This is a genomic window from Sulfurimonas sp. RIFOXYD2_FULL_34_21 (genome assembly GCF_001830805.1).
Taxonomy (GTDB): domain Bacteria; phylum Campylobacterota; class Campylobacteria; order Campylobacterales; family Sulfurimonadaceae; genus Sulfurimonas.
The window spans coordinates 94,711-112,842 of record NZ_MICH01000006.1; the positions used below are offsets into that span (position 1 = coordinate 94,711).

Consider the following 18,132-nt stretch of genomic DNA (forward strand, 5'->3'; position numbering starts at 1 on the left):
CTTATTTCCTATTTATAAACATATTTTTATTTCGTACTGTAACAAACGGCGTTATAATCAAATCACATGTAATATCAAAATAATCACAAATAGACTCTTTTGTATAACAAAATTCCGATTGTATAAATATTGTATATGGTCTTTTTTTTAGCTTGGCAAAGAAACGGTCATACATCCCTTTCCCAAATCCGACTCTTTGTAAATTTCCATCCACACCAACCACAGGAACTATGGCTATATCAATTTTTTTAATATCTCTTAAACTGTTTCCCGCTTCATAAATACCAAATCTTTTTTTCTTAAGCGGTAACCTAAATGGTACCATTTTAAAACTTTCGCCTTCCATAAACGGTACGTAAATATCGTATTTTCTTCTCATAATTTTAATAGATTTTGCGGTATTTGCCTCAAAAGGCAGTGAAGTATAAAAAAGTATTTTCTTACTTTTTATTTTTTTAAGCTCTTTATCTAATTTTATACCTATTTTAATATTTTTATATAAACGATTATGAGTTTGTGAATTTTTTATTTTATCTAGACAATTTTGTCTAAAAATTGCTTTTGTAAGAGGCATATAAAATCTTTATGGATATAATTTTGCTCATTTTACTCAAAAAAAAGAAAACAAGGTAATCAAATGATTGGAAAGTATATTTTAACTCTATCAATACTATCGGCAATTTTATTTCAAGGCTGTTCTGAAAACAAAGACAAAAAGAGCATTCATAACAGTGCTAATGAGATGGTATCAGCTACACAATACGTACTTAGCGGTATTGATAAAAAACAGTATATCGTAAAAAAAGAGGGAGATGGTTTTGTTTTAGAAGGTGCAAAAGATAAAATAGTAATTTTTGATATATTTGCAACTTGGTGTCCCCCTTGCCGTGCAACTGCTACTCATCTTAGTTCTATTCAAGAAAAATATAAAGATGACGTTATTGTTATAGGTATTACGATTGAAGATAAGATTGAGGATTCAAAACTACAGGATTTTGCACAAAAATATGATGCAAGATATGTTTTAGTAAACTCAGACCAAAACCGCCGTCTAAGTGATGCCATTGTTAAAGAACTAAAACTCGGCGAAAGATACCCTATTCCTACAATGGCAATGTATAAAAATGCAAAACTAGTAAATCACTATGTAGGCGCTACTCAAGAGGAGTTTATAGACAGCGACATCAGAAATGCTTTAGGCAAGTAGAGATGTTTGGGTTTATTAAAAAATCACTTTCAAAAACTGCAGAAGCTATCAAGTCTGTAGTTCCAAAAAAAAAAGTATCCTTCTCCAAAGAGGAAATTGAAGATATTTTACTAGAAGCCGACGTTGAGTATGCTTTAGTAGAGATAATTTTAAATGAAATATACCAAAGCAAAGTAACTCGCGACATTCTTCACTCAAAGTTGCTGGCAACACTTGCTTATACCACATACAAAGAGCCTGAATTTACGGCTCCTTTTGTTGAGTTAATAGTAGGCGTAAATGGGGCTGGAAAAACAACAACAATTTCAAAACTGGCAGCCCGTTACAAAAATGAAGGAAAAAAAGTTATGCTAGGAGCGGGAGATACGTTTCGTGCCGCAGCAATAGAACAGCTTACTCTTTGGGCAAAAAAATTAGATATACCAATTGTAGCTTCTAAGCAAGGACATGACAGTTCTGCTGTTGCATACGATACAATTGATTCGGCAAAATCAAAAGGCTTTGACAATGTCATTATTGACACGGCTGGAAGACTTCATACACAAACAAATCTTGCAAACGAACTTAAAAAGATTCATCGTATATGCGACAAGGCACATAGCGGAGCACCTCATAGAACTATTCTTATTATTGACGGTACACAAGGAAACTCGGCTATTGCTCAGGCAAAAGCTTTTAATGAAATGATTGGTGTTGACGGAATAATTATTACTAAGCTTGACGGAACCGCAAAAGGCGGCAGTATATTTAGTATTGCTTATGCTCTTAAACTGCCTATTTTATTTGTTGGAACAGGTGAGCAACCTGAAAATTTAACTCCGTTTGACAAATATGAGTTTGTTGATGGTTTGCTTGATGCTATTTTTGAAAAAGAGGATTAAGAGCAAAAATGCTCTTAAGTATGAAAAACTTCAAGTTTTACTTGAAGTTCATAAGACATAGAGTTAAGATGTTCTGCAGCAGCCGCAATCTCTTCAACGTTTCTTGCATTTTGAGAAGATATCTTATTTATCTCAGATACTTGTAGAACAATAGATTCTACATCTTTTCCTGTTTTTTCAAAATCACTTACTGTTTTATCACTTGCTTTAACTGCTTGATTTACAATAGATACACTCTCATTTATTTTCTCTTCAACATCTATTGCACTGTTTGATAGCTCTTGAATCTCATCTGAATTAGAGCTCATTTGAGTACTTACATCCATAATTGATTGGACAATTACATTTATAGTAGCATTTATTTCAGTAAGCGATTTTTGAGTTCTCTCTGCAAGTTTACGTACTTCATCGGCTACAACTGCAAATCCACGTCCGTGTTCACCTGCACGAGCTGCTTCAATAGCGGCATTAAGTGCAAGCAGATTTGTCTGGTCTGCAATATCTGAGATAATTTCAAGAACATTTTTAACCTCATTTGCTTCATGCGAGAGTGTCTGCATTCTTCTAGCAAGGTCTGTTTCAAGTTCTGCACTGCTTTGAACTTTATGTGTTAGATGAACTATCTCATCCCTTGCAATAGTTAAATTCTCATTTGCTTTGATAATATCTTTTTTACTCTCTTGTGCATCATCTATTGCTCTTTGAATCTCATTTTTAATATCATTTGCTTTTTTGGTTGCTTCATCTATTACTACGACCGATCTCTCTACATTTTCTCCGACACCAATTGCGGTAGTCGAAAGTTCATGTGAGATAGAAGCATTTTCGCTTGATGATTGTTTTGAGCTGTCGATAAGATCTTTTAGTGTTGCAATTAGTTTGTTAAAACTATGTGCCATTTGTGAGAGTTCAAGTGGAGTATTCTCATCGGCTTTTATTGTTAAGTCATGATTAATACTTATTTGAAGAAGAGCATTTTTAAACTCTTCAATAGGTTTTATAAGAGTCGCTTTTACTAAATATATAGCAATAACTACTATTATAATAAGAATAATTATAGACGAAATTATAATAGAATTTCTTATGCTGTTTGGCGTCATTAAAATTTCATTCTCACTTATTTCAGATATTATTATCCATTTAAAATCTTCTCTTACGTTAATCGTAGAGTATGAAGAGAGCACTTCTTCGTTATTATAATTTACACTCATTTTAGTTGCGACACTGCCTAGTATCGCATCTTTGAATGATTCCGTATTTACAGTTCCTAAAGATTTATTATAAAACGACGCTTTAACCGAGTGATTGTCCACATCAAGAAAACTGTCGCTTCTCATTAATCCATCTTCTCCTACTAAATAATCCTCTTGTGTTTTACCGTATCCATCTTTATATTGCATTATTTTATTAATCGACATGTTGTTTATTTTAAAAATCAATACGGCTTTTACTTCGGCACGAATGACGATAGGAGTTCCAATAAACATAGTAGGCATATTATTATCTGTGGCATACTCTTTCATATCAAAAAATGTGATGCGGTTATTTTTTATAGTCTCTCTCCAAGCTTTAGCAAGAGGAGAGTCTTTTAAATCCCCATAACTAAGATTTGCACCGTAATCAGCCTCTTTTTTTCCGCTGTAAAGTACATGTCCATGTTCTGCCGCCACTATGTATATATCGCTATAATCATACTCTTTTAAATATTTTTGAAAATAAGTTTCATGAGGAAGTCTCTCCTCTTTTGCGGACGGATCATTTACTGGAAACGGTACATCTTCTTTTACTTCTAAATCATTATAAGCACTTAATAAATCCCATGTAATATTTTGAAGATTATCGCTTTTTGACAAGACATCGATATCTCTTTTGCAGTTACGAAAAAAATCTTCTATCTGATTCTTTTTTATATCTCTCAGAGCCGTTAATCTCGAGTAATTCTCAAGCATTAATGCATCTTTGCTTTTTGAACTTGATATATAAGATGTTATTAAAGTTAATAACATCAATGATAATAAAATAAGCGACAAAATTTGTGTTTTTATAGATATTTTTGGCATAAAACCTCTTTAACTTTAAATTTTTTGAATTCTACATGTCGATTATTACAAAACAGTTACGTTAAATATTGCAATTTGTCATATATTTTAAACTTAAGAGCTATTAATTGTATAATTTCTCAAACCCTTTAAAAGGCTAAAAAATATGTCTAAGAAAAAAACTCTTTTTGAGTGTCAACATTGCGGATTTACCACTCCAAGATGGATGGGCAAGTGTACTAACTGCGGTGCATGGGATTCATTTACTGAGCTTAACGAACATCAACAAGAAGTAGCAAAACAGACAAAATCCACTAAATCTTCAGCTGCAAAAGCTCTAAGCATAACGGACATCAAAGAAGAAGAGGTATTTAGATTTAGTTCAGGTGACGTAGAGCTAGACATGGTTCTTGGTGGAGGAGTAGTCCCTGGTTCACTCACACTGATTGGTGGAAGCCCCGGTGTTGGAAAATCAACTCTTCTTTTAAAAGTTGGTGGAGATATAGCCTCTAGCGGGCAAAATGTTCTTTATGTAACTGGAGAGGAGTCAGGCTCTCAGATAAAACTCCGTGCAAATAGATTAAAATCAAATCATGACTCTCTTTTTTTACTTTGTGAAATAAGATTAGAACAAGTACTCATTGAACTTGAGCATCGTAATTACAATTTTTTAATAATTGATTCTATTCAAACCATGTATTCAGAAAACATCTCTTCAGCTCCTGGTTCCGTAACTCAAGTAAGACAGATAACATTTGAACTTATGAGAATTGCCAAAGAGAAAAATATTGCAATATTTATTATCGGACATATCACAAAAGAGGGCTCCATAGCAGGTCCCAGAGTTTTAGAACACATGGTAGATACTGTGCTATATTTTGAGGGCGATTCATCACAAGAGCTAAGAATACTAAGGGGGTTTAAAAACCGCTTCGGACCAACTAGCGAAATAGGTGTTTTTGAGATGAGAAGCGAGGGTTTAATTTCTGCAACAGATGTTGCATCTAGGTTTTTTAACCGTAATTCAGAACAAGCAGGTTCTGCACTTACGGTTATTATGGAAGGCTCACGTCCGATAATACTCGAAGTTCAGGCTCTCGTATCAGAGTCCCACACAGCAAATTCAAAAAGACAAGCTACCGGTTTTGACACAAACAGATTAAACATGTTACTAGCACTGCTTGAGAGAAAACTTGAAATACCTTTATCAGGATACGACGTATTTATCAATATAACAGGCGGCATAAAGATAACCGAAACATCCGCAGATTTGGCAGTTTTAGCAGCAATTATAAGTAGTTTTCGCAACCGCGCCATATCAAAACAAACTATTTTTATTGGGGAAGTTACCCTTGTAGGTGACGTAAGAGAAGTTTATGCAATGGATGTCAGACTAAAAGAAGCAAGTATGCAAAATATTTCAAAAGCGCTTGTGTCAAAAAAACCTTTGGAAAAATCAAATATCAAAACATTTATTGTCGATGAAGTTACAAAACTTTTGGAATGGTACTGATTTTTTAGATATTAAAATCTGTTTTACCGTATTGATAGTATAATCCATAACTTTAAATATATTAAAAGGAAATACTATATGGATGCCCAAGTTAAAAGTGAAGAAAAATACTCTAAATTATCAATAGCTTATGAGGGGAAAGTAGAAGGTGAGTTTGTATGTTCCGCTATAGATAAAATAGTTTCTAAATACGATATAAAGCCTGAAACATATACATGTAATATATCTAATAAAAAAGATGTTGTAGTTATAGAATACCATGACGATATAGATAGAGTAGCAGGAGACATATTTGAAGAGATAATCAAAACTTTAAATATACCTATTTGTGATTAAACTAGTATAAGTTAACGCTTATTTATAAAATAATATAAATTTTGATATACTGACAAAATCAAAAACAAGGAAAGTTTATGCCTGATAAAGAGACTAAAGAAGAAGCAACCACAGAAAATAAAAAATCTAATAAGATGCTTATGATAATAATTATAGTTGTTTTAGTACTTATTATTATCGGTGGTGCTGTCGTCGCATTTTTATTAATGAGTGAAGATCCTAAAGAACAAGCTGCAGTGCAGCAAAGTGCGCCTCAAGCCCAGCAAAAAGCAGCACCTTCAAGCAGGACTAGAGAACTCTCTGAAGATACGGAATCAAGAAAATTTAGTGAAATAGGTATTTTATATCCGCTTGATACATTTACCGTAAATCTTAAGAGCGATGCAGGCAGAAGATATCTTAAAACAACTATCTCTCTGGAGCTAAACGGTAAAGAGTTAAGTATTGAGCTTGACAATAAAATTCCTGTTATACGCGATAGAGTAATTAGAATTTTATCTTCTAAAACATTAGAAGAGATATCCTCTAAAAAAGGTAAGCAAAAAGTATCGGAACAGATTATTGATACATTAAATTCTATGATTTCAGACGGAAGTATAAAAGGCATATATTTTACGGAATTTGTTATCCAATAAATGATAGGTATAGACCTTGTAAAAATATCTCGTATGAATCGTTTTATTGAACGATTCGGCGAAAAAGCCCTTCTTAGATTTTTGTCTAAAGAAGAGGTTGCCTTAGTTAAAAATCATAAAACGGCTTCAGGATTTTGGGCAGCAAAAGAGGCATGTTCAAAAGCACTCGGCGTAGGTATCGGTTTTGAGTGTAGTTTTCATGATATAACTATATACAAAACACAAAATGGCGCACCAAAATTAAAACTTCCAGAAAAGCTTCTAAAAAAATTTAATATCTCAGATATAAGTCTCTCTATTACTCATGATGGAGAGTATGCGATTGCAGTAGTAGCGATAGAATCAACCTCCGCCGACAAAATCCAATAACTCTATCTTATCCATATCATTAAGCAGATAATTTTCCCAACTGTTTTGCTTAACAATCTCCATATTTACTGCGGCTGCCATAACCTTATCTGTAAGTTTTAATTTTTCAAGCAGTTGTGCCAGCGTTATTATTTCATTAAATTCTTTATCTTCACCGTTTATTATAAGTTTCATTTTTTTTCTTTTTTATCGCAATAATATCTTATTTTATTGAATAAATAGCTATAATATTTTGTTAAAAAATATATAAAGTGATTACTATGCTAAATTCTAAAGAGTTATTGTCACATACAAAAAATTTGTCTGTTCTTTTTGTTGAAGATCATGAAGAATTACGCGAAAACACTAGGGATATATTGAAAAAGTTTTTTAATCAAGCAGATAGTGCCATAAACGGTGAGGATGCAATAAGAAAATACAAAGAGTTTCATTCAAAAGAGTCTAAATATTATGACATTATTCTCTCGGATATTCAGATGCCAAAACTTAACGGCGTTGAACTAGTTGAGAATATTTATAATATAAACCCAAAGCAAATTGTAATAATTATATCTGCATATGATGATACAAAATATCTACTTCCTTTAGTTAACCTAGGAATTGAGCAGTTTATAAAAAAACCGATAGATTATCAAGATTTATTAAAAGTTCTTTTAAATGCTTCTAAAAATGTACAGCTATCAAACATAGTAAATACAAATCATAATAAAGCATCTGTAGTCAAACTAAACGACTCATCTACATTTAATAAAGAGACAAACATATTGCAGGTTAATTCCGAAATAGTGCCTTTAACAAAATATGAGATAATTTTTTTACAGTTATTAAGTGAAAATATTGGCAAGATATATTCTAACGATGATATCACTACTCACTATAACTCGCTTAACGAGAATTTAGATATCGTAAATATAAGAAAGCTTGTATCAAAATTAAGAAAGAAACTACCGCAAGAGTGCATTAAAAGTATTTATGCAATTGGATATAGAATAGTACCTACTTTTGAGAATTAGTTTTATAAAAAACTCTTTGTTCCTCGTCCGTCGTACATATCTCTATATCTAAAGGCAATAAGATTTTGCATAATAGCAAAAAGAATAATAAAATTTATAAAACTGCTTCCACCGTAACTAAACATTGGTAGCGGAACACCTACAACAGGTGCATATCCTATTGTCATAGAGATATTAACGCCTGTGTATATAAAAATCATAAATGATATTGAAATAGTAACTACTTTTATATAGTAATCGTTGTTAAAAATACTTAAGCTCATCAGATGTAAAATTAATGTTACATAAATAAGTATAATTCCAAGAGCACCTAAAAAACCGCTTCTCTCAACCAAAAAAGCAAATATAAAGTCACTTGTAGAAATAGGTAAAAACCTCATTTGTGTCTGCGTTGCATCATCTTTTGATTTACCGCTTATTCCACCGGAACCAATTGCAATGATTGATTGCTGAACATGATATGATGGCTTTTCACTGAGGAAATCTTGAATTCTTGTTTTTTGATAATCATGAAGCAAAAATTTGTATGCTAAAGGAGAAATGAGTAAAATAGAACCTACTATTACTGCCCATATTTTCCATTGTACTCCGATGAAAAAAAGTACACCGTATCCAATTAAGAGAAGAACTAAAGCAGTACCTAAATCAGGCTCTTTTGCAATTAAAATAAACGGTAAAAGTATGTAAAAACTGATTTTTAAAAATTCCTTTATCTTATAGCCATTCATTGGGGGAGGATTTTTATGAATAAGATATGCAAGCATCAAAATAAGAGCTGGTTTTACAAATTCCGATGGCTGTATAGTTGCATTAATAAAAGGTATCTCTATCCATCTTTGCGCTCCGAGTCTGGCGTGACCTAAAAATTCTACTGCTAAAAGCAATATTATATTTATCCAATAAATCAACGGTATAAGCCAACTCATTCTTCGTATAGGAAGTAAAAAAACACCGAAAAAAACCAAAACAGCCACCCCTACATAAGCCATCTGTTTTTGGGCAAGAGCAGGAACAACTTCACCTATAAGCCAATTTGAAGTAATAATTAACGGAATTATAAGGATAATAGAAAAAAAATCAAATTGTGCTAAAATACGCTTATCAATTCTCCACAAATTTAAAACTCCATAAGATTTTAGAAATTGTATCATAAAGGTTAGAAATATGAATGAAACACAAAGTTATATTAGCGATAGCGCTGAGCGTCTTGATACATTTTTAGCGTCAAAAATAGGGCAAAGCCGTTCACAAATTACACAATTAATTAAAAAAGAGTGTGTACATGTAGATGGGAAAATAGTTTCTCGTTCAGGAGTTAAATTAAAAGAGAATCAAGTTGTAAAAATAGATTTTCCTCCAGCAGAAGCAAAACCGGCACTTGATATCGATTTTAATGTTGAGATACTATATGAAGATAAAGATGTTTTGGTTATAAACAAACCAAGCGGTCTTACTGTTCATCCAGCACCAAGTGTAAAAGAGGCGACTCTTGTTGATTGGCTGAAACATAAAGGAATCAGACTCTCTACAATAAGCGGAGAAGAGCGTCACGGAATAGTCCATAGGCTAGACAAAGGCACAAGCGGAACTATGATTATTGCCAAAAACAATGAAGCTCATGATTATTTGTCTTCTCAGTTGCAAGATAAAAGTATGGGTAGATATTATTTAGCCGTTATTAATCCACCGCTAAAAAATGACATAACTGAAATTGAGTGTCCAATTGCCAGAAGCACTCACAACAGACTTAAAATGGCATGTTTAGAACATGGCAAATATGCAAAAACAATTTTTAGAACATTAGCACTCTCTAGTGATGAAAAAAATCAGCTTGTTGCATGTAAACTTTTTACCGGAAGAACTCATCAAATTCGTGTTCATTTGGAGAGTATAAATCGCCATATAATTGGTGATCATATTTATGCTACAAGCCCAAAACAAGAGAAATCGGAACGAATTTTGCTACATGCGTATATGATATACTTTATTCACCCTACGAGCAAAGAGAGACTCACATTTGTTGCATTACCGGATGGGCAAATGGTTGAATACATAAACAAAAAATTTAATATGGAGCAAATAAATGAAGTTATTAACCCTAATTACATTCTACACGGCTTCGCTTCTGATTCTTAGCGGTTGCGGCGTAAAAGCACTGCCAAAGAAAGAAGCTGTTATTGACGACACTCTTCCTGTTGTCACACTTACTAAAAACGGCACTATCGTAGATGTTAATGCCATAGCTCTTGAGTGGGCGCCGATAGATGACCAAAGAGTCAAAGGTATTTACGTTTACAGAGTCAATGTTGACGCTATTGCTACTAGCAGTAGTGATGAGTATTACGATACGGTCGAGAGCCGTTTTTCTACTCACTACCTAGATACAAAAATAGAGCCGAGTTCAAAATACGGCTACTCTTTTAAAACTTACAGTGATGATGCAGAGTCTAGAAGAAGTAAAGTAACAGTAATAGCTTCTTTGCCGGCAATGGAGTCAGTAACTTGGATACACAGCGTAGGAAATATGCCAAGAAGCGCAAAGATAATTTGGCGACCGCATACCAATGAAAAAGTAAAAGCTTATATTATTCAAAGAAGAACTTTACAAGAAGATAGTTGGAAAAACTTAGCAACAATAAACGGAAGACTAAATGCAGAGTATATCGATAAGAATCTAAAAGATAATTTTACATATAAATATCGAATTCAAGCAATTACTTACGACAACATAACATCTAATCCATCTCAAGAGGTCAGTGTAGTTACAAAGGAGCTTCCCAAAGAGTTAACACAGATTACGGCTTCAAAAAACTTACCAAAAAGAGTTGAAATTAAATGGGAAAAAAGCGATGTAAAAGATTTTTTTGCATATAGGCTGTACAAATCGTCTAGTATAAACGGTAATTACAAAGTAGTTATTGAGACTAAAGAAAATTCTTATATTGACATGATTGAAGAAGACGGTAAAGAGTATTTTTACAGAGTCGGCGTAGTCGATAACGATAAATTGGAGAGTGTAAATAAAAACTATTCCGTCTTAGGTAAAACACTAGTTAAACCAAACACCCCGTCATTGGTTGAAGTAAAACTTCTAAACGGGAAAGTTAAGATGTCATGGATAAGTTCAGACACGAGAGTGAAAAGCTTTAGCGTACAAAAAAGATACAAAAAGAACCTTTTAGAAAACTCTATAGAGGATTTTGAAAATATAAAAGGTCTTGAGTTTACTGATTCTGAAATTGATGCAGATAAAGTTTACTACTATAAAGTATTTGCCGTTGATGCCAACGGTATAAAGTCAGAGCCTAGTATTGAAGCAGAATTAAAAATTGATGCTAAATCCATAGATCAAAAATCAGTTGAAAAGACTCTAAACACTATAGAGAGAAATTTTAAACCAAATAACCAAAAAAGCATAGGCGAACCAAATAAAGACGTTATTATTCCGATGCAAGACTTTAACTAAAAATGAGATTTAATGCCACACTTACATATAGCAGAGTTTAATGAGATAGAGTTTCCCTCACAACTTGAGGGCGTCTATTTTAATTTTATAGCGCAAAATATAAACCATAAAGAGGAGAAGTTAATTTCTGTCAAAGTGGATAAAGACGAATTCTTCTTATTGGTTAAAAACGAAGACGGAAAAAGTTTGCTAAAAAGCGATAAATTAACCAGACCTGCTTCAATATTTAACGTACACAAAGCACTTTTGTCTTATGCCAAATTGTCAAATATGACTGCACTCTCATCAAATGTACCGCAAAATCAAAAAAATGTTCACTTGGAAAAAGTCACGGCATTAAAAGATATAAATTACTTTGCAACAAATTTTCCTAAAAATAAAAACATTCGCATTGAGGTTGGTTTTGGTTCAGGTCGTCATCTTCTTCATCAAGCTATAAATAATCCAGATACTATGTTTATAGGCATAGAAATTCACCATCCATCCATTGAACAGGTTTTAAAGCAGATAACAATTAAAAATATAGAGAATTTACTTATCTTAAACTATGATGCAAGACTTTTTATGGAACTTGTTCCATCAAATATTGTAGAAAAAATCTATGTTCACTTTCCGGTTCCTTGGGATAAAAAACCTCATAGAAGAGTTATATCTACCTCATTTATCGAAGAGGCAAGACGTGTTTTAAATCTTGGTGGAACACTTGAACTTAGAACAGATAGCGAAAACTATTATGCTTACTCTTACGAAACGTTTATAGCTTTTAATAAAACTACTCTTCATATAAATAAAAATAGAGATATCGCAGTAACTAGCAAATATGAAGATAGATGGAAGAAGATGGAAAAAAACATTTATGATTTAACGATGATAAATGATGAAGAGTCTAAAGAGTTGAATTTAGAAGGCGGCTTTGAGTTTTCAAAGGTTAATATCTCAAGCGATGATATTTTAAAATTTCATAAAGAGACGCAAAAATTCGAGAGTGGTTTTATCCATTTTGAGAGAACATACATGTTAAAAGACGGGGTTATGATTCGCCTATCAATGGGCAGTTTTGATAAACCAGAGCATTTATACGTAATCGTTAAAGGAGAAAGAGCTTTTTACTACCCTGCTCTACCGCTAAAATCAAAAAGCAATCTTTTGGCACATCAATTTTTAGATAGGATATTTCATGGATAAGGTTATTGTTGCCAAAGATCTCTCTTTATCGTATTCAAATAATGAAACAATTATAAATAAAGCAAATTTCTCCGTAAGTTCCGGCAATTTTGTATTTATTACAGGAGCAAGCGGAAGCGGAAAATCAACACTTCTCAAATCACTCTACGGAGCATTAAAACCAAAGCAAGGAAGCCTTATAGTCGGAGGCGTAGAACTTGCTCGTGTTTCACGTTCCAAACTAAATTTTCTAAGACGTCATATAGGAATAGTTTTTCAAGATTACAAACTTGTAAAAGAGTGGACTATTGACAAAAACATAATGCTCCCTCTATTGATAAACGGTTATGTCAAAAGTGTTGGAAGCAATCAAGTTGACAAATTATTAAGACATGTAAGATTAAACCATCAATCAGGCAAATTTCCACTTGAATTAAGCGGAGGCGAGCAGCAAAGAGTTGCCATGGCAAGAGCTCTTGCACACAATCCTATTTTGATTTTGGCAGATGAGCCGACAGGAAACCTAGACGAATACTCTTCGCAGCTTATTTGGAATCTGCTTGAAGGTGCTAATGAACAGCTTAAAACTACAGTAATTGTAGTTACACACTATATTCCAAAGACATTAAATATAGACTACAAACATTTTCACATAGAGTATGGGAATATACATGAAATCTGTTAAAAATCATCTCTCGCTTGTAATAGCACTACTAAGCATACTGTTTTCAATGCAGGTATTTATTATGGCTGAACGCTCCATTGAAGCGTACAAGGTTAATCTTGCAAACAACTACTCAATAATTGCAGTGAGCCAAAAACAGCTAAAAAGCAATGAAATATTAAGTATAAACAAAATAATATTAAAAGCACAGGAGTTATCACCGGATTCTGTTATCAAAAGATTAAGCAGTGATATGAAAAGCTCTAATGTTGAGCTTTTAAAGCTAACTCTGCCAAAATTTTATAAAATTACACTTGCTTATTATCCGACTCCGCAAGAGATTAAACAGCTAAGAAACGATTTATTAAATAGCACTGCAATAACAAAAGTAGAAGATTTTTCACATACTCATGACACTACTTACAAACTTTTGCTTCTGTTTAAAAATATAGTTACGATATTTGCCGCCGTAGTTTTAGTCGTTACAATACTGCTTATATTTAAAGAGCTTAGAATCTGGCAATATAAACACAACGAACGGATGAGTATTATGGGACTTTTTGGTGCAGCCCTATGGCTACGCTCTGCTGTACTTTTTAGACTTGCAATTGTTGATGCACTTATTGCAAGTTTCTTAGCATTTGGAATATTTACGTACTTATCATCTTCCATATGGATAAAAGAGCAATTTGAGTACATTGGTATTAATATAGTTATATTTAACCCAATAGACGACTTCTTAATGATTCTTGGAGTTGCTATGTCAATCTCTATAATTTTAGCATCTTTAATAGTCCTAGGGCATAAAGAAGAGGCATGATTCGCTTATTAATAATATTTATTGCAGCAAATTTGTACCTGCAAGCAAAAACAAGCGTTGACACAAAAATAGAAAAAACAAATTCCACAATAGATTCTTATGCAAAAACGCATGAAGATATAAATAAAAAAATGGATGAAACTGCAGAAGCAATTTTATTACAAGAAAAAGAGATTCAAACGCAGCAAGAACGCTTAAAAAGGCTAAAAGAGGAGCTTCTTGACAAAGAAAACAGTCATCAAGAAAATATTACGCAGCTAAAAGAGTTGAAAAAATCGCAAAACGAACTTAAAAAAGACGGCAATATACTTGAAGAAGAGCTTGTTTTTACTATAGCACAAAGTATCTCCCTTTCAATAATCTTAGAAGAGGAGTATAGCGCTAGTGAAGAGTCGCTTATAGAGTATGAAGTTCTTGAACTTATGCTTAAAAATGCCAAAGCAAAGATTAAAAAGCTAAATGAAAGTTTTTATAACAACTCAAAAAATATTGATATTTTAAATCAACATGTAAGCTCTTTAGAAGTCGCAATAGCAACCATTGACACAAAAAGAAAAGATTTAACTAAAACACAAAGAGAGAATGAAGAGTCGTTAAAAAACCTAAAAACTGCAAAAGCTTCATACAAAACAGAATTAAAAGATATTTTAAATAAGCAAGATCAGCTAAAAGAGACTTTGGCACAACTTAATATTATTAAAATCGATGAGTTAAGAAAAGCTAAAGAAGAAGCAGAGAGAGCTCAAGCCTTTGACTCAAAAGATATTATTGCTGATGACAATCTGCCTAAAGTTAAAAAGGTCGGAAGCAGTTATCAAGCAATACAGACAAAAGAGTATCACGGAGAAAAAACTATTGCACCATTTAGTCCATATAAAATTACTAAATCCTACGGTAACTATACAGATCCGATTTACGGTATAAAAGTTTTTAATGAATCAATATCACTTAAACCGAATGAAAAAAATGTAAAAGTCAAAACAGTTTTTAACGGTAAAGTTATATATGCAGACAAAACACCCGTACTTAACAATATAGTAATTATAGAACATGATGACGGACTTCATACGATATATGCAAATCTATCTCAAATATCTCCTGAAATAAGTAAAGGCAAAAAGATTAAAAAAGGCTATACAATCGGGCGTGTAAACGATGAATTAATCTTTGAAGTAACACAGAAATCTTTTCATATAAATCCAATTAGATTGTTTCAATAATATTTAAAATAAAATTTAATTTAGATATAATTTCAAAAAAAATTCTAGGTATTTAAAAATATGAACTTTATTCAAACTCGCGGATGCGATAAAAACTCTCCTCAAAGTGTTACATTCTCACAAGCTATTTTAAGTCCGATTGCCTCTTTTGGCGGTCTTTACGTACCGGAGAATTTACCGAATTTAGGCAAAGAATTTTTAAACAAACATATAAACTCCTCATATAAAGAGCTTGCATTTGACATGTTAAATCGTTTTGAGATTGATATTGAAAAGAATGTTATAGAAAAAGCATTAAACCTGTATGACAAATTTGACGACTCCTCAAATCCTGTACCTGTCGTAAAAGTAAAAGAGAATCTTTACATAAGTGAACTCTATCATGGACCTACCCGTGCATTCAAAGATATGGCTCTTCAGCCTTTTGGTGTTGTTTTATCTTCTATCGCACAAAAAAGAGGCGAGCACTATTTGATACTTGCTGCAACAAGCGGAGATACCGGTCCTGCTGCACTGGAGACTTTTAAAAACAGAGCAAATGTTCAAGTGGCTTGTTTATATCCGGATGGCGGAACAAGCGATGTTCAAAGACTTCAAATGGTAACTGAAAATGCAAAAAATTTAAAAGTCATAGGTATTAAAGGTGTTTTTGACGATGCCCAAAATGCACTGAAAAAACTTTTAGCTTCTACTGATTTTAAAACTGCATTAAAAGAGAAAAATATTTTACTCTCAGCCGCAAATTCAGTAAACTTCGGGCGTATTATTTTTCAAATCATTTATCATATTCACAGCTATTTAGAACTTGTTCGTCAAAAAGCCATAACAATGGGAGAAAAAGTTTACCTAAATGTTCCTAGCGGAAATTTTGGAAATGCTCTTGGCGCTTATTATGCATGGAAAATGGGTCTGCCTGTTGAGAAAATCATTATATCTTCAAATGAAAACAATGTTTTAACTAAACTTATAAAAACAGGAAAATATGATTTAAGAGATTCACATGTAGTTAGTACTACTTCTCCTGCTATGGATATACTAAAATCATCAAATGTTGAGAGAATTCTTTTTGATTTGTTTGGATATGAGAGAACTAAAGAACTTATGGAAAATTTAGAGTCTAAAAACTTTTATGAACTAAATGCAGATGAATTAACAACGCTTCAAAATAGTTTCGATGCCGACTTTTGTAACGGAGATGAAGGTAAAAAATATATTAAAGATACATTCTATGATAACGGATATCTGATGGATCCTCATACTGCTACATGTATGAAATCTTACGAAACTTGCTCAAATCCAAATATTAAAACAATTGCATACTCAACTGCAGAGTGGACGAAATTTTCTCCAGTAATTGCCAATGCGCTAACAGGTGAGATTGACACGGAGGATTTAAAAGCGTTAGTATCTATCTCTAAAGAAGCAAATCTAAAAATTCCTGATATAATAAAAGAATTATTTACAAAAGAAATAGTTCAAAAAACTGTTATAGAAAAAGAAGATATCGAAAAAGAGATACTAAAATTTTTATAATCGTTAAAAATTCACCGTATAATTTAAAACTTATAGGGGCTAACTTATGAATAATGTTTTTATGGCACGACAAAAAATATTCAGCAAAATGGGCACTGTTCATGCCCATGAACTCTTATTTAGAGATCATGCCCATGGCATAAAAGAGTTTCCCTCAAATATAAAAGCAACCTCACATGTAATAATAAATTCATTAACAAATATAAGTGCCGTAGAATTATTAGGCAAAGACGGGATTGGATTTGTAAATATTGATGAAACTATTCTAACTTCAGATATTTTAGATGTACTTGATAAAGAAAAATTTGTTTTGGAACTATTGGAGACTATAGAGTTAAACGATAAAGTCATTAAAAAGATAAAACAATATCATGCAAGAGGCTTTAAAATAGCTATAGATGATTTTGACTGTAGCGGTAAAATGATTAAAAAGTTTCTTCCCCTATTTAAATATATCTACATGATAAAAATAGACGTATTAGATAGCGAGCCACAAAATCTAGTAAACGTTGTTGAAAAACTTAAAAAAACAGGCATAAAACTTCTTGCGGAAAAGATTGAGACAAAAGAAGAGTACAACAAATATATCAAAATGGGATTTGACTTTTTTCAAGGCTACTATCTCCATAAACCAGAAGTTTTAGAGATAAACAGATATAAAGAATCTACTCAAATTGTAATTTTACAACTTATAAAGATTATCAGACAAGACGGGCAAACGAGCGCCATTGAAGCATATATCAAGCAACAGCCTGACCTATCATACAAGCTTTTAAAGTTTTTAAATAATCAAACTATAGTTAGTGTTAAAATTGAATCAATCACGCAAATAATTACTCTGTTAGGTCGTGATAAACTATTGAGATGGCTTATGGTCTATATTTATTCTGAAATTTCAAATAATCCTGCATCAGAGCTTATATTAAAAATGGCAACAAAAAGAGCTGAACGAATGGAAGCAGATGCATTGCCTGCAGATAAAGACAAAGCCTATTTAGCAGGCATGTTTTCACTACTAGATGCAATATTTGAAACTGATATAAAAGATTTAATGAAATATATCAATTTGGATAAAGATATAACTTCATTGGTTATCGAGAAAAAAGGAAAATTTGCCTCAAGCTTTTTAAAAGCAGAAAAATCAGAAAGAGATTATCTAAAAAAATTAATTATTGATAATTTTGATAAAATAAACACCGTTGACATTATCTACGCACTAGGGTTTAGCGGCGTAGAAATAGATAAAAGTAAATTATAAAATAGCTTTTTAAA

19 protein-coding genes are annotated in these 18,132 nt (G+C 32.4%); 15 read left to right on the forward strand and 4 right to left on the reverse strand.

From position 1 onward, the window contains the following. Position 1 precedes the first annotated feature (1 nt). Positions 2-574 (reverse strand): 5-formyltetrahydrofolate cyclo-ligase, encoded by a 573-nt coding sequence (locus tag A2530_RS04035; RefSeq protein ID WP_294885904.1) that lies wholly within the window; start codon positions 572-574, stop codon positions 2-4. Between the two features lie 63 nt (positions 575-637). Here A2530_RS04035 and A2530_RS04040 point away from each other — a divergent pair, with 63 nt between their 5' ends. Both A2530_RS04040 and ftsY read left to right on the forward strand, forming a co-directional pair. Further along, positions 638-1,207, forward strand: a complete 570-nt coding sequence (locus tag A2530_RS04040; protein ID WP_294885906.1) for a TlpA disulfide reductase family protein — start codon at positions 638-640, stop codon at positions 1,205-1,207. Between the two features lie 2 nt (positions 1,208-1,209). After that, positions 1,210-2,088: a signal recognition particle-docking protein FtsY gene (gene ftsY / locus A2530_RS04045; RefSeq protein WP_294885908.1), complete on the forward strand. Its 879-nt coding sequence runs from the start codon at positions 1,210-1,212 to the stop codon at positions 2,086-2,088. A 14-nt stretch (positions 2,089-2,102) separates the two neighbouring features. On the opposite strand, the gene A2530_RS04050 is transcribed toward ftsY, so the two are convergent. Continuing rightward, positions 2,103-4,148 (reverse strand): methyl-accepting chemotaxis protein, encoded by a 2,046-nt coding sequence (locus A2530_RS04050; protein ID WP_294885910.1) that lies wholly within the window; start codon positions 4,146-4,148, stop codon positions 2,103-2,105. Between the two features lie 145 nt (positions 4,149-4,293). Here A2530_RS04050 and radA point away from each other — a divergent pair, with 145 nt between their 5' ends. The 4 genes from radA (at position 4,294) to acpS (ending at position 6,980) form a co-directional block, all read left to right on the forward strand. Next, positions 4,294-5,640 carry a DNA repair protein RadA gene (gene radA / locus A2530_RS04055; RefSeq protein WP_294885911.1) on the forward strand — a complete coding sequence of 449 codons (1,347 nt, stop codon included), beginning with the start codon at positions 4,294-4,296 and terminating at the stop codon, positions 5,638-5,640. 78 nt (positions 5,641-5,718) lie between these two features. Beyond that, positions 5,719-5,976 (forward strand): hypothetical protein, encoded by a 258-nt coding sequence (locus tag A2530_RS04060; RefSeq protein ID WP_294885913.1) that lies wholly within the window; start codon positions 5,719-5,721, stop codon positions 5,974-5,976. Between the two features lie 77 nt (positions 5,977-6,053). Then, positions 6,054-6,611 carry a flagellar basal body-associated protein FliL gene (gene fliL / locus A2530_RS04065; RefSeq protein WP_294885914.1) on the forward strand — a complete coding sequence of 186 codons (558 nt, stop codon included), beginning with the start codon at positions 6,054-6,056 and terminating at the stop codon, positions 6,609-6,611. Continuing rightward, positions 6,612-6,980: a holo-ACP synthase gene (gene acpS / locus A2530_RS04070; RefSeq protein ID WP_294885915.1), complete on the forward strand. Its 369-nt coding sequence runs from the start codon at positions 6,612-6,614 to the stop codon at positions 6,978-6,980. It abuts the gene before it with no gap. Here acpS and thiS read toward each other — a convergent pair. Next, complete coding sequence (gene thiS / locus A2530_RS04075) at positions 6,954-7,154, reverse strand: sulfur carrier protein ThiS (protein WP_294885916.1); 201 nt, start codon at positions 7,152-7,154, stop codon at positions 6,954-6,956. The genes acpS and thiS overlap by 27 nt on opposite strands. A gap of 86 nt (positions 7,155-7,240) precedes the next feature. On the opposite strand from thiS, the gene A2530_RS04080 reads away from it, so the two are divergent. Next, complete coding sequence (locus tag A2530_RS04080; RefSeq protein WP_294885918.1) at positions 7,241-7,993, forward strand: response regulator transcription factor; 753 nt, start codon at positions 7,241-7,243, stop codon at positions 7,991-7,993. 2 nt (positions 7,994-7,995) lie between these two features. On the opposite strand, the gene A2530_RS04085 is transcribed toward A2530_RS04080, so the two are convergent. Further along, complete coding sequence (locus A2530_RS04085) at positions 7,996-9,108, reverse strand: FtsW/RodA/SpoVE family cell cycle protein (RefSeq protein ID WP_294885919.1); 1,113 nt, start codon at positions 9,106-9,108, stop codon at positions 7,996-7,998. Between the two features lie 49 nt (positions 9,109-9,157). Here A2530_RS04085 and A2530_RS04090 point away from each other — a divergent pair, with 49 nt between their 5' ends. The 8 genes from A2530_RS04090 to A2530_RS04125 are packed head-to-tail and all read left to right on the forward strand — an operon-like array spanning position 9,158 to position 18,118. After that, positions 9,158-10,129, forward strand: a complete 972-nt coding sequence (locus A2530_RS04090; protein WP_294885921.1) for an RluA family pseudouridine synthase — start codon at positions 9,158-9,160, stop codon at positions 10,127-10,129. After that, positions 10,077-11,459, forward strand: coding sequence for a hypothetical protein (locus tag A2530_RS04095; protein ID WP_294885923.1), 1,383 nt, complete (start codon positions 10,077-10,079; stop codon positions 11,457-11,459). The genes A2530_RS04090 and A2530_RS04095 overlap by 53 nt, the downstream gene beginning before the upstream one ends. A 12-nt stretch (positions 11,460-11,471) precedes the next feature. Then, positions 11,472-12,644: a tRNA (guanosine(46)-N7)-methyltransferase TrmB gene (gene trmB / locus A2530_RS04100; RefSeq protein ID WP_294885924.1), complete on the forward strand. Its 1,173-nt coding sequence runs from the start codon at positions 11,472-11,474 to the stop codon at positions 12,642-12,644. Next, positions 12,637-13,308, forward strand: coding sequence for a cell division ATP-binding protein FtsE (locus A2530_RS04105; protein WP_294885926.1), 672 nt, complete (start codon positions 12,637-12,639; stop codon positions 13,306-13,308). Before trmB ends, A2530_RS04105 begins: the two co-directional genes overlap by 8 nt. Beyond that, on the forward strand, positions 13,295-14,107 hold the full coding sequence (locus tag A2530_RS04110) for an FtsX-like permease family protein (protein ID WP_294885928.1): 813 nt from the start codon (positions 13,295-13,297) through the stop codon (positions 14,105-14,107). The genes A2530_RS04105 and A2530_RS04110 overlap by 14 nt, the downstream gene beginning before the upstream one ends. Further along, positions 14,104-15,327, forward strand: coding sequence for a peptidoglycan DD-metalloendopeptidase family protein (locus A2530_RS04115; protein WP_294885929.1), 1,224 nt, complete (start codon positions 14,104-14,106; stop codon positions 15,325-15,327). The genes A2530_RS04110 and A2530_RS04115 overlap by 4 nt, the downstream gene beginning before the upstream one ends. A gap of 60 nt (positions 15,328-15,387) precedes the next feature. After that, positions 15,388-16,860, forward strand: coding sequence for a threonine synthase (gene thrC, locus A2530_RS04120; protein ID WP_294885931.1), 1,473 nt, complete (start codon positions 15,388-15,390; stop codon positions 16,858-16,860). Between the two features lie 46 nt (positions 16,861-16,906). Further along, positions 16,907-18,118, forward strand: a complete 1,212-nt coding sequence (locus tag A2530_RS04125; RefSeq protein ID WP_294885933.1) for an EAL domain-containing protein — start codon at positions 16,907-16,909, stop codon at positions 18,116-18,118. Positions 18,119-18,132 lie beyond the last annotated feature (14 nt).

Bases quoted from the DNA above. Each gene is read 5' to 3' on its own strand.
- A2530_RS04080 (WP_294885918.1), top strand. From the start codon at position 7,241: ATGCTAAATTCTAAAGAGTTATTGTCACATACAAAAAATTTGTCTGTT.
- fliL (WP_294885914.1), top strand. From the start codon at position 6,054: ATGCCTGATAAAGAGACTAAAGAAGAAGCAACCACAGAAAATAAAAAA.
- thrC (WP_294885931.1), top strand. From the start codon at position 15,388: ATGAACTTTATTCAAACTCGCGGATGCGATAAAAACTCTCCTCAAAGT.
- A2530_RS04115 (WP_294885929.1), top strand. From the start codon at position 14,104: ATGATTCGCTTATTAATAATATTTATTGCAGCAAATTTGTACCTGCAA.
- acpS (WP_294885915.1), top strand. From the start codon at position 6,612: ATGATAGGTATAGACCTTGTAAAAATATCTCGTATGAATCGTTTTATT.
- A2530_RS04035 (WP_294885904.1), bottom strand. From the start codon at position 574: ATGCCTCTTACAAAAGCAATTTTTAGACAAAATTGTCTAGATAAAATA.
- A2530_RS04110 (WP_294885928.1), top strand. From the start codon at position 13,295: ATGAAATCTGTTAAAAATCATCTCTCGCTTGTAATAGCACTACTAAGC.
- A2530_RS04090 (WP_294885921.1), top strand. From the start codon at position 9,158: ATGAATGAAACACAAAGTTATATTAGCGATAGCGCTGAGCGTCTTGAT.
- thiS (WP_294885916.1), bottom strand. From the start codon at position 7,154: ATGAAACTTATAATAAACGGTGAAGATAAAGAATTTAATGAAATAATA.
- radA (WP_294885911.1), top strand. From the start codon at position 4,294: ATGTCTAAGAAAAAAACTCTTTTTGAGTGTCAACATTGCGGATTTACC.
- trmB (WP_294885924.1), top strand. From the start codon at position 11,472: ATGCCACACTTACATATAGCAGAGTTTAATGAGATAGAGTTTCCCTCA.
- A2530_RS04040 (WP_294885906.1), top strand. From the start codon at position 638: ATGATTGGAAAGTATATTTTAACTCTATCAATACTATCGGCAATTTTA.
- ftsY (WP_294885908.1), top strand. From the start codon at position 1,210: ATGTTTGGGTTTATTAAAAAATCACTTTCAAAAACTGCAGAAGCTATC.
- A2530_RS04095 (WP_294885923.1), top strand. From the start codon at position 10,077: ATGAAGTTATTAACCCTAATTACATTCTACACGGCTTCGCTTCTGATT.
- A2530_RS04060 (WP_294885913.1), top strand. From the start codon at position 5,719: ATGGATGCCCAAGTTAAAAGTGAAGAAAAATACTCTAAATTATCAATA.
- A2530_RS04125 (WP_294885933.1), top strand. From the start codon at position 16,907: ATGAATAATGTTTTTATGGCACGACAAAAAATATTCAGCAAAATGGGC.
- A2530_RS04050 (WP_294885910.1), bottom strand. From the start codon at position 4,148: ATGCCAAAAATATCTATAAAAACACAAATTTTGTCGCTTATTTTATTA.
- A2530_RS04105 (WP_294885926.1), top strand. From the start codon at position 12,637: ATGGATAAGGTTATTGTTGCCAAAGATCTCTCTTTATCGTATTCAAAT.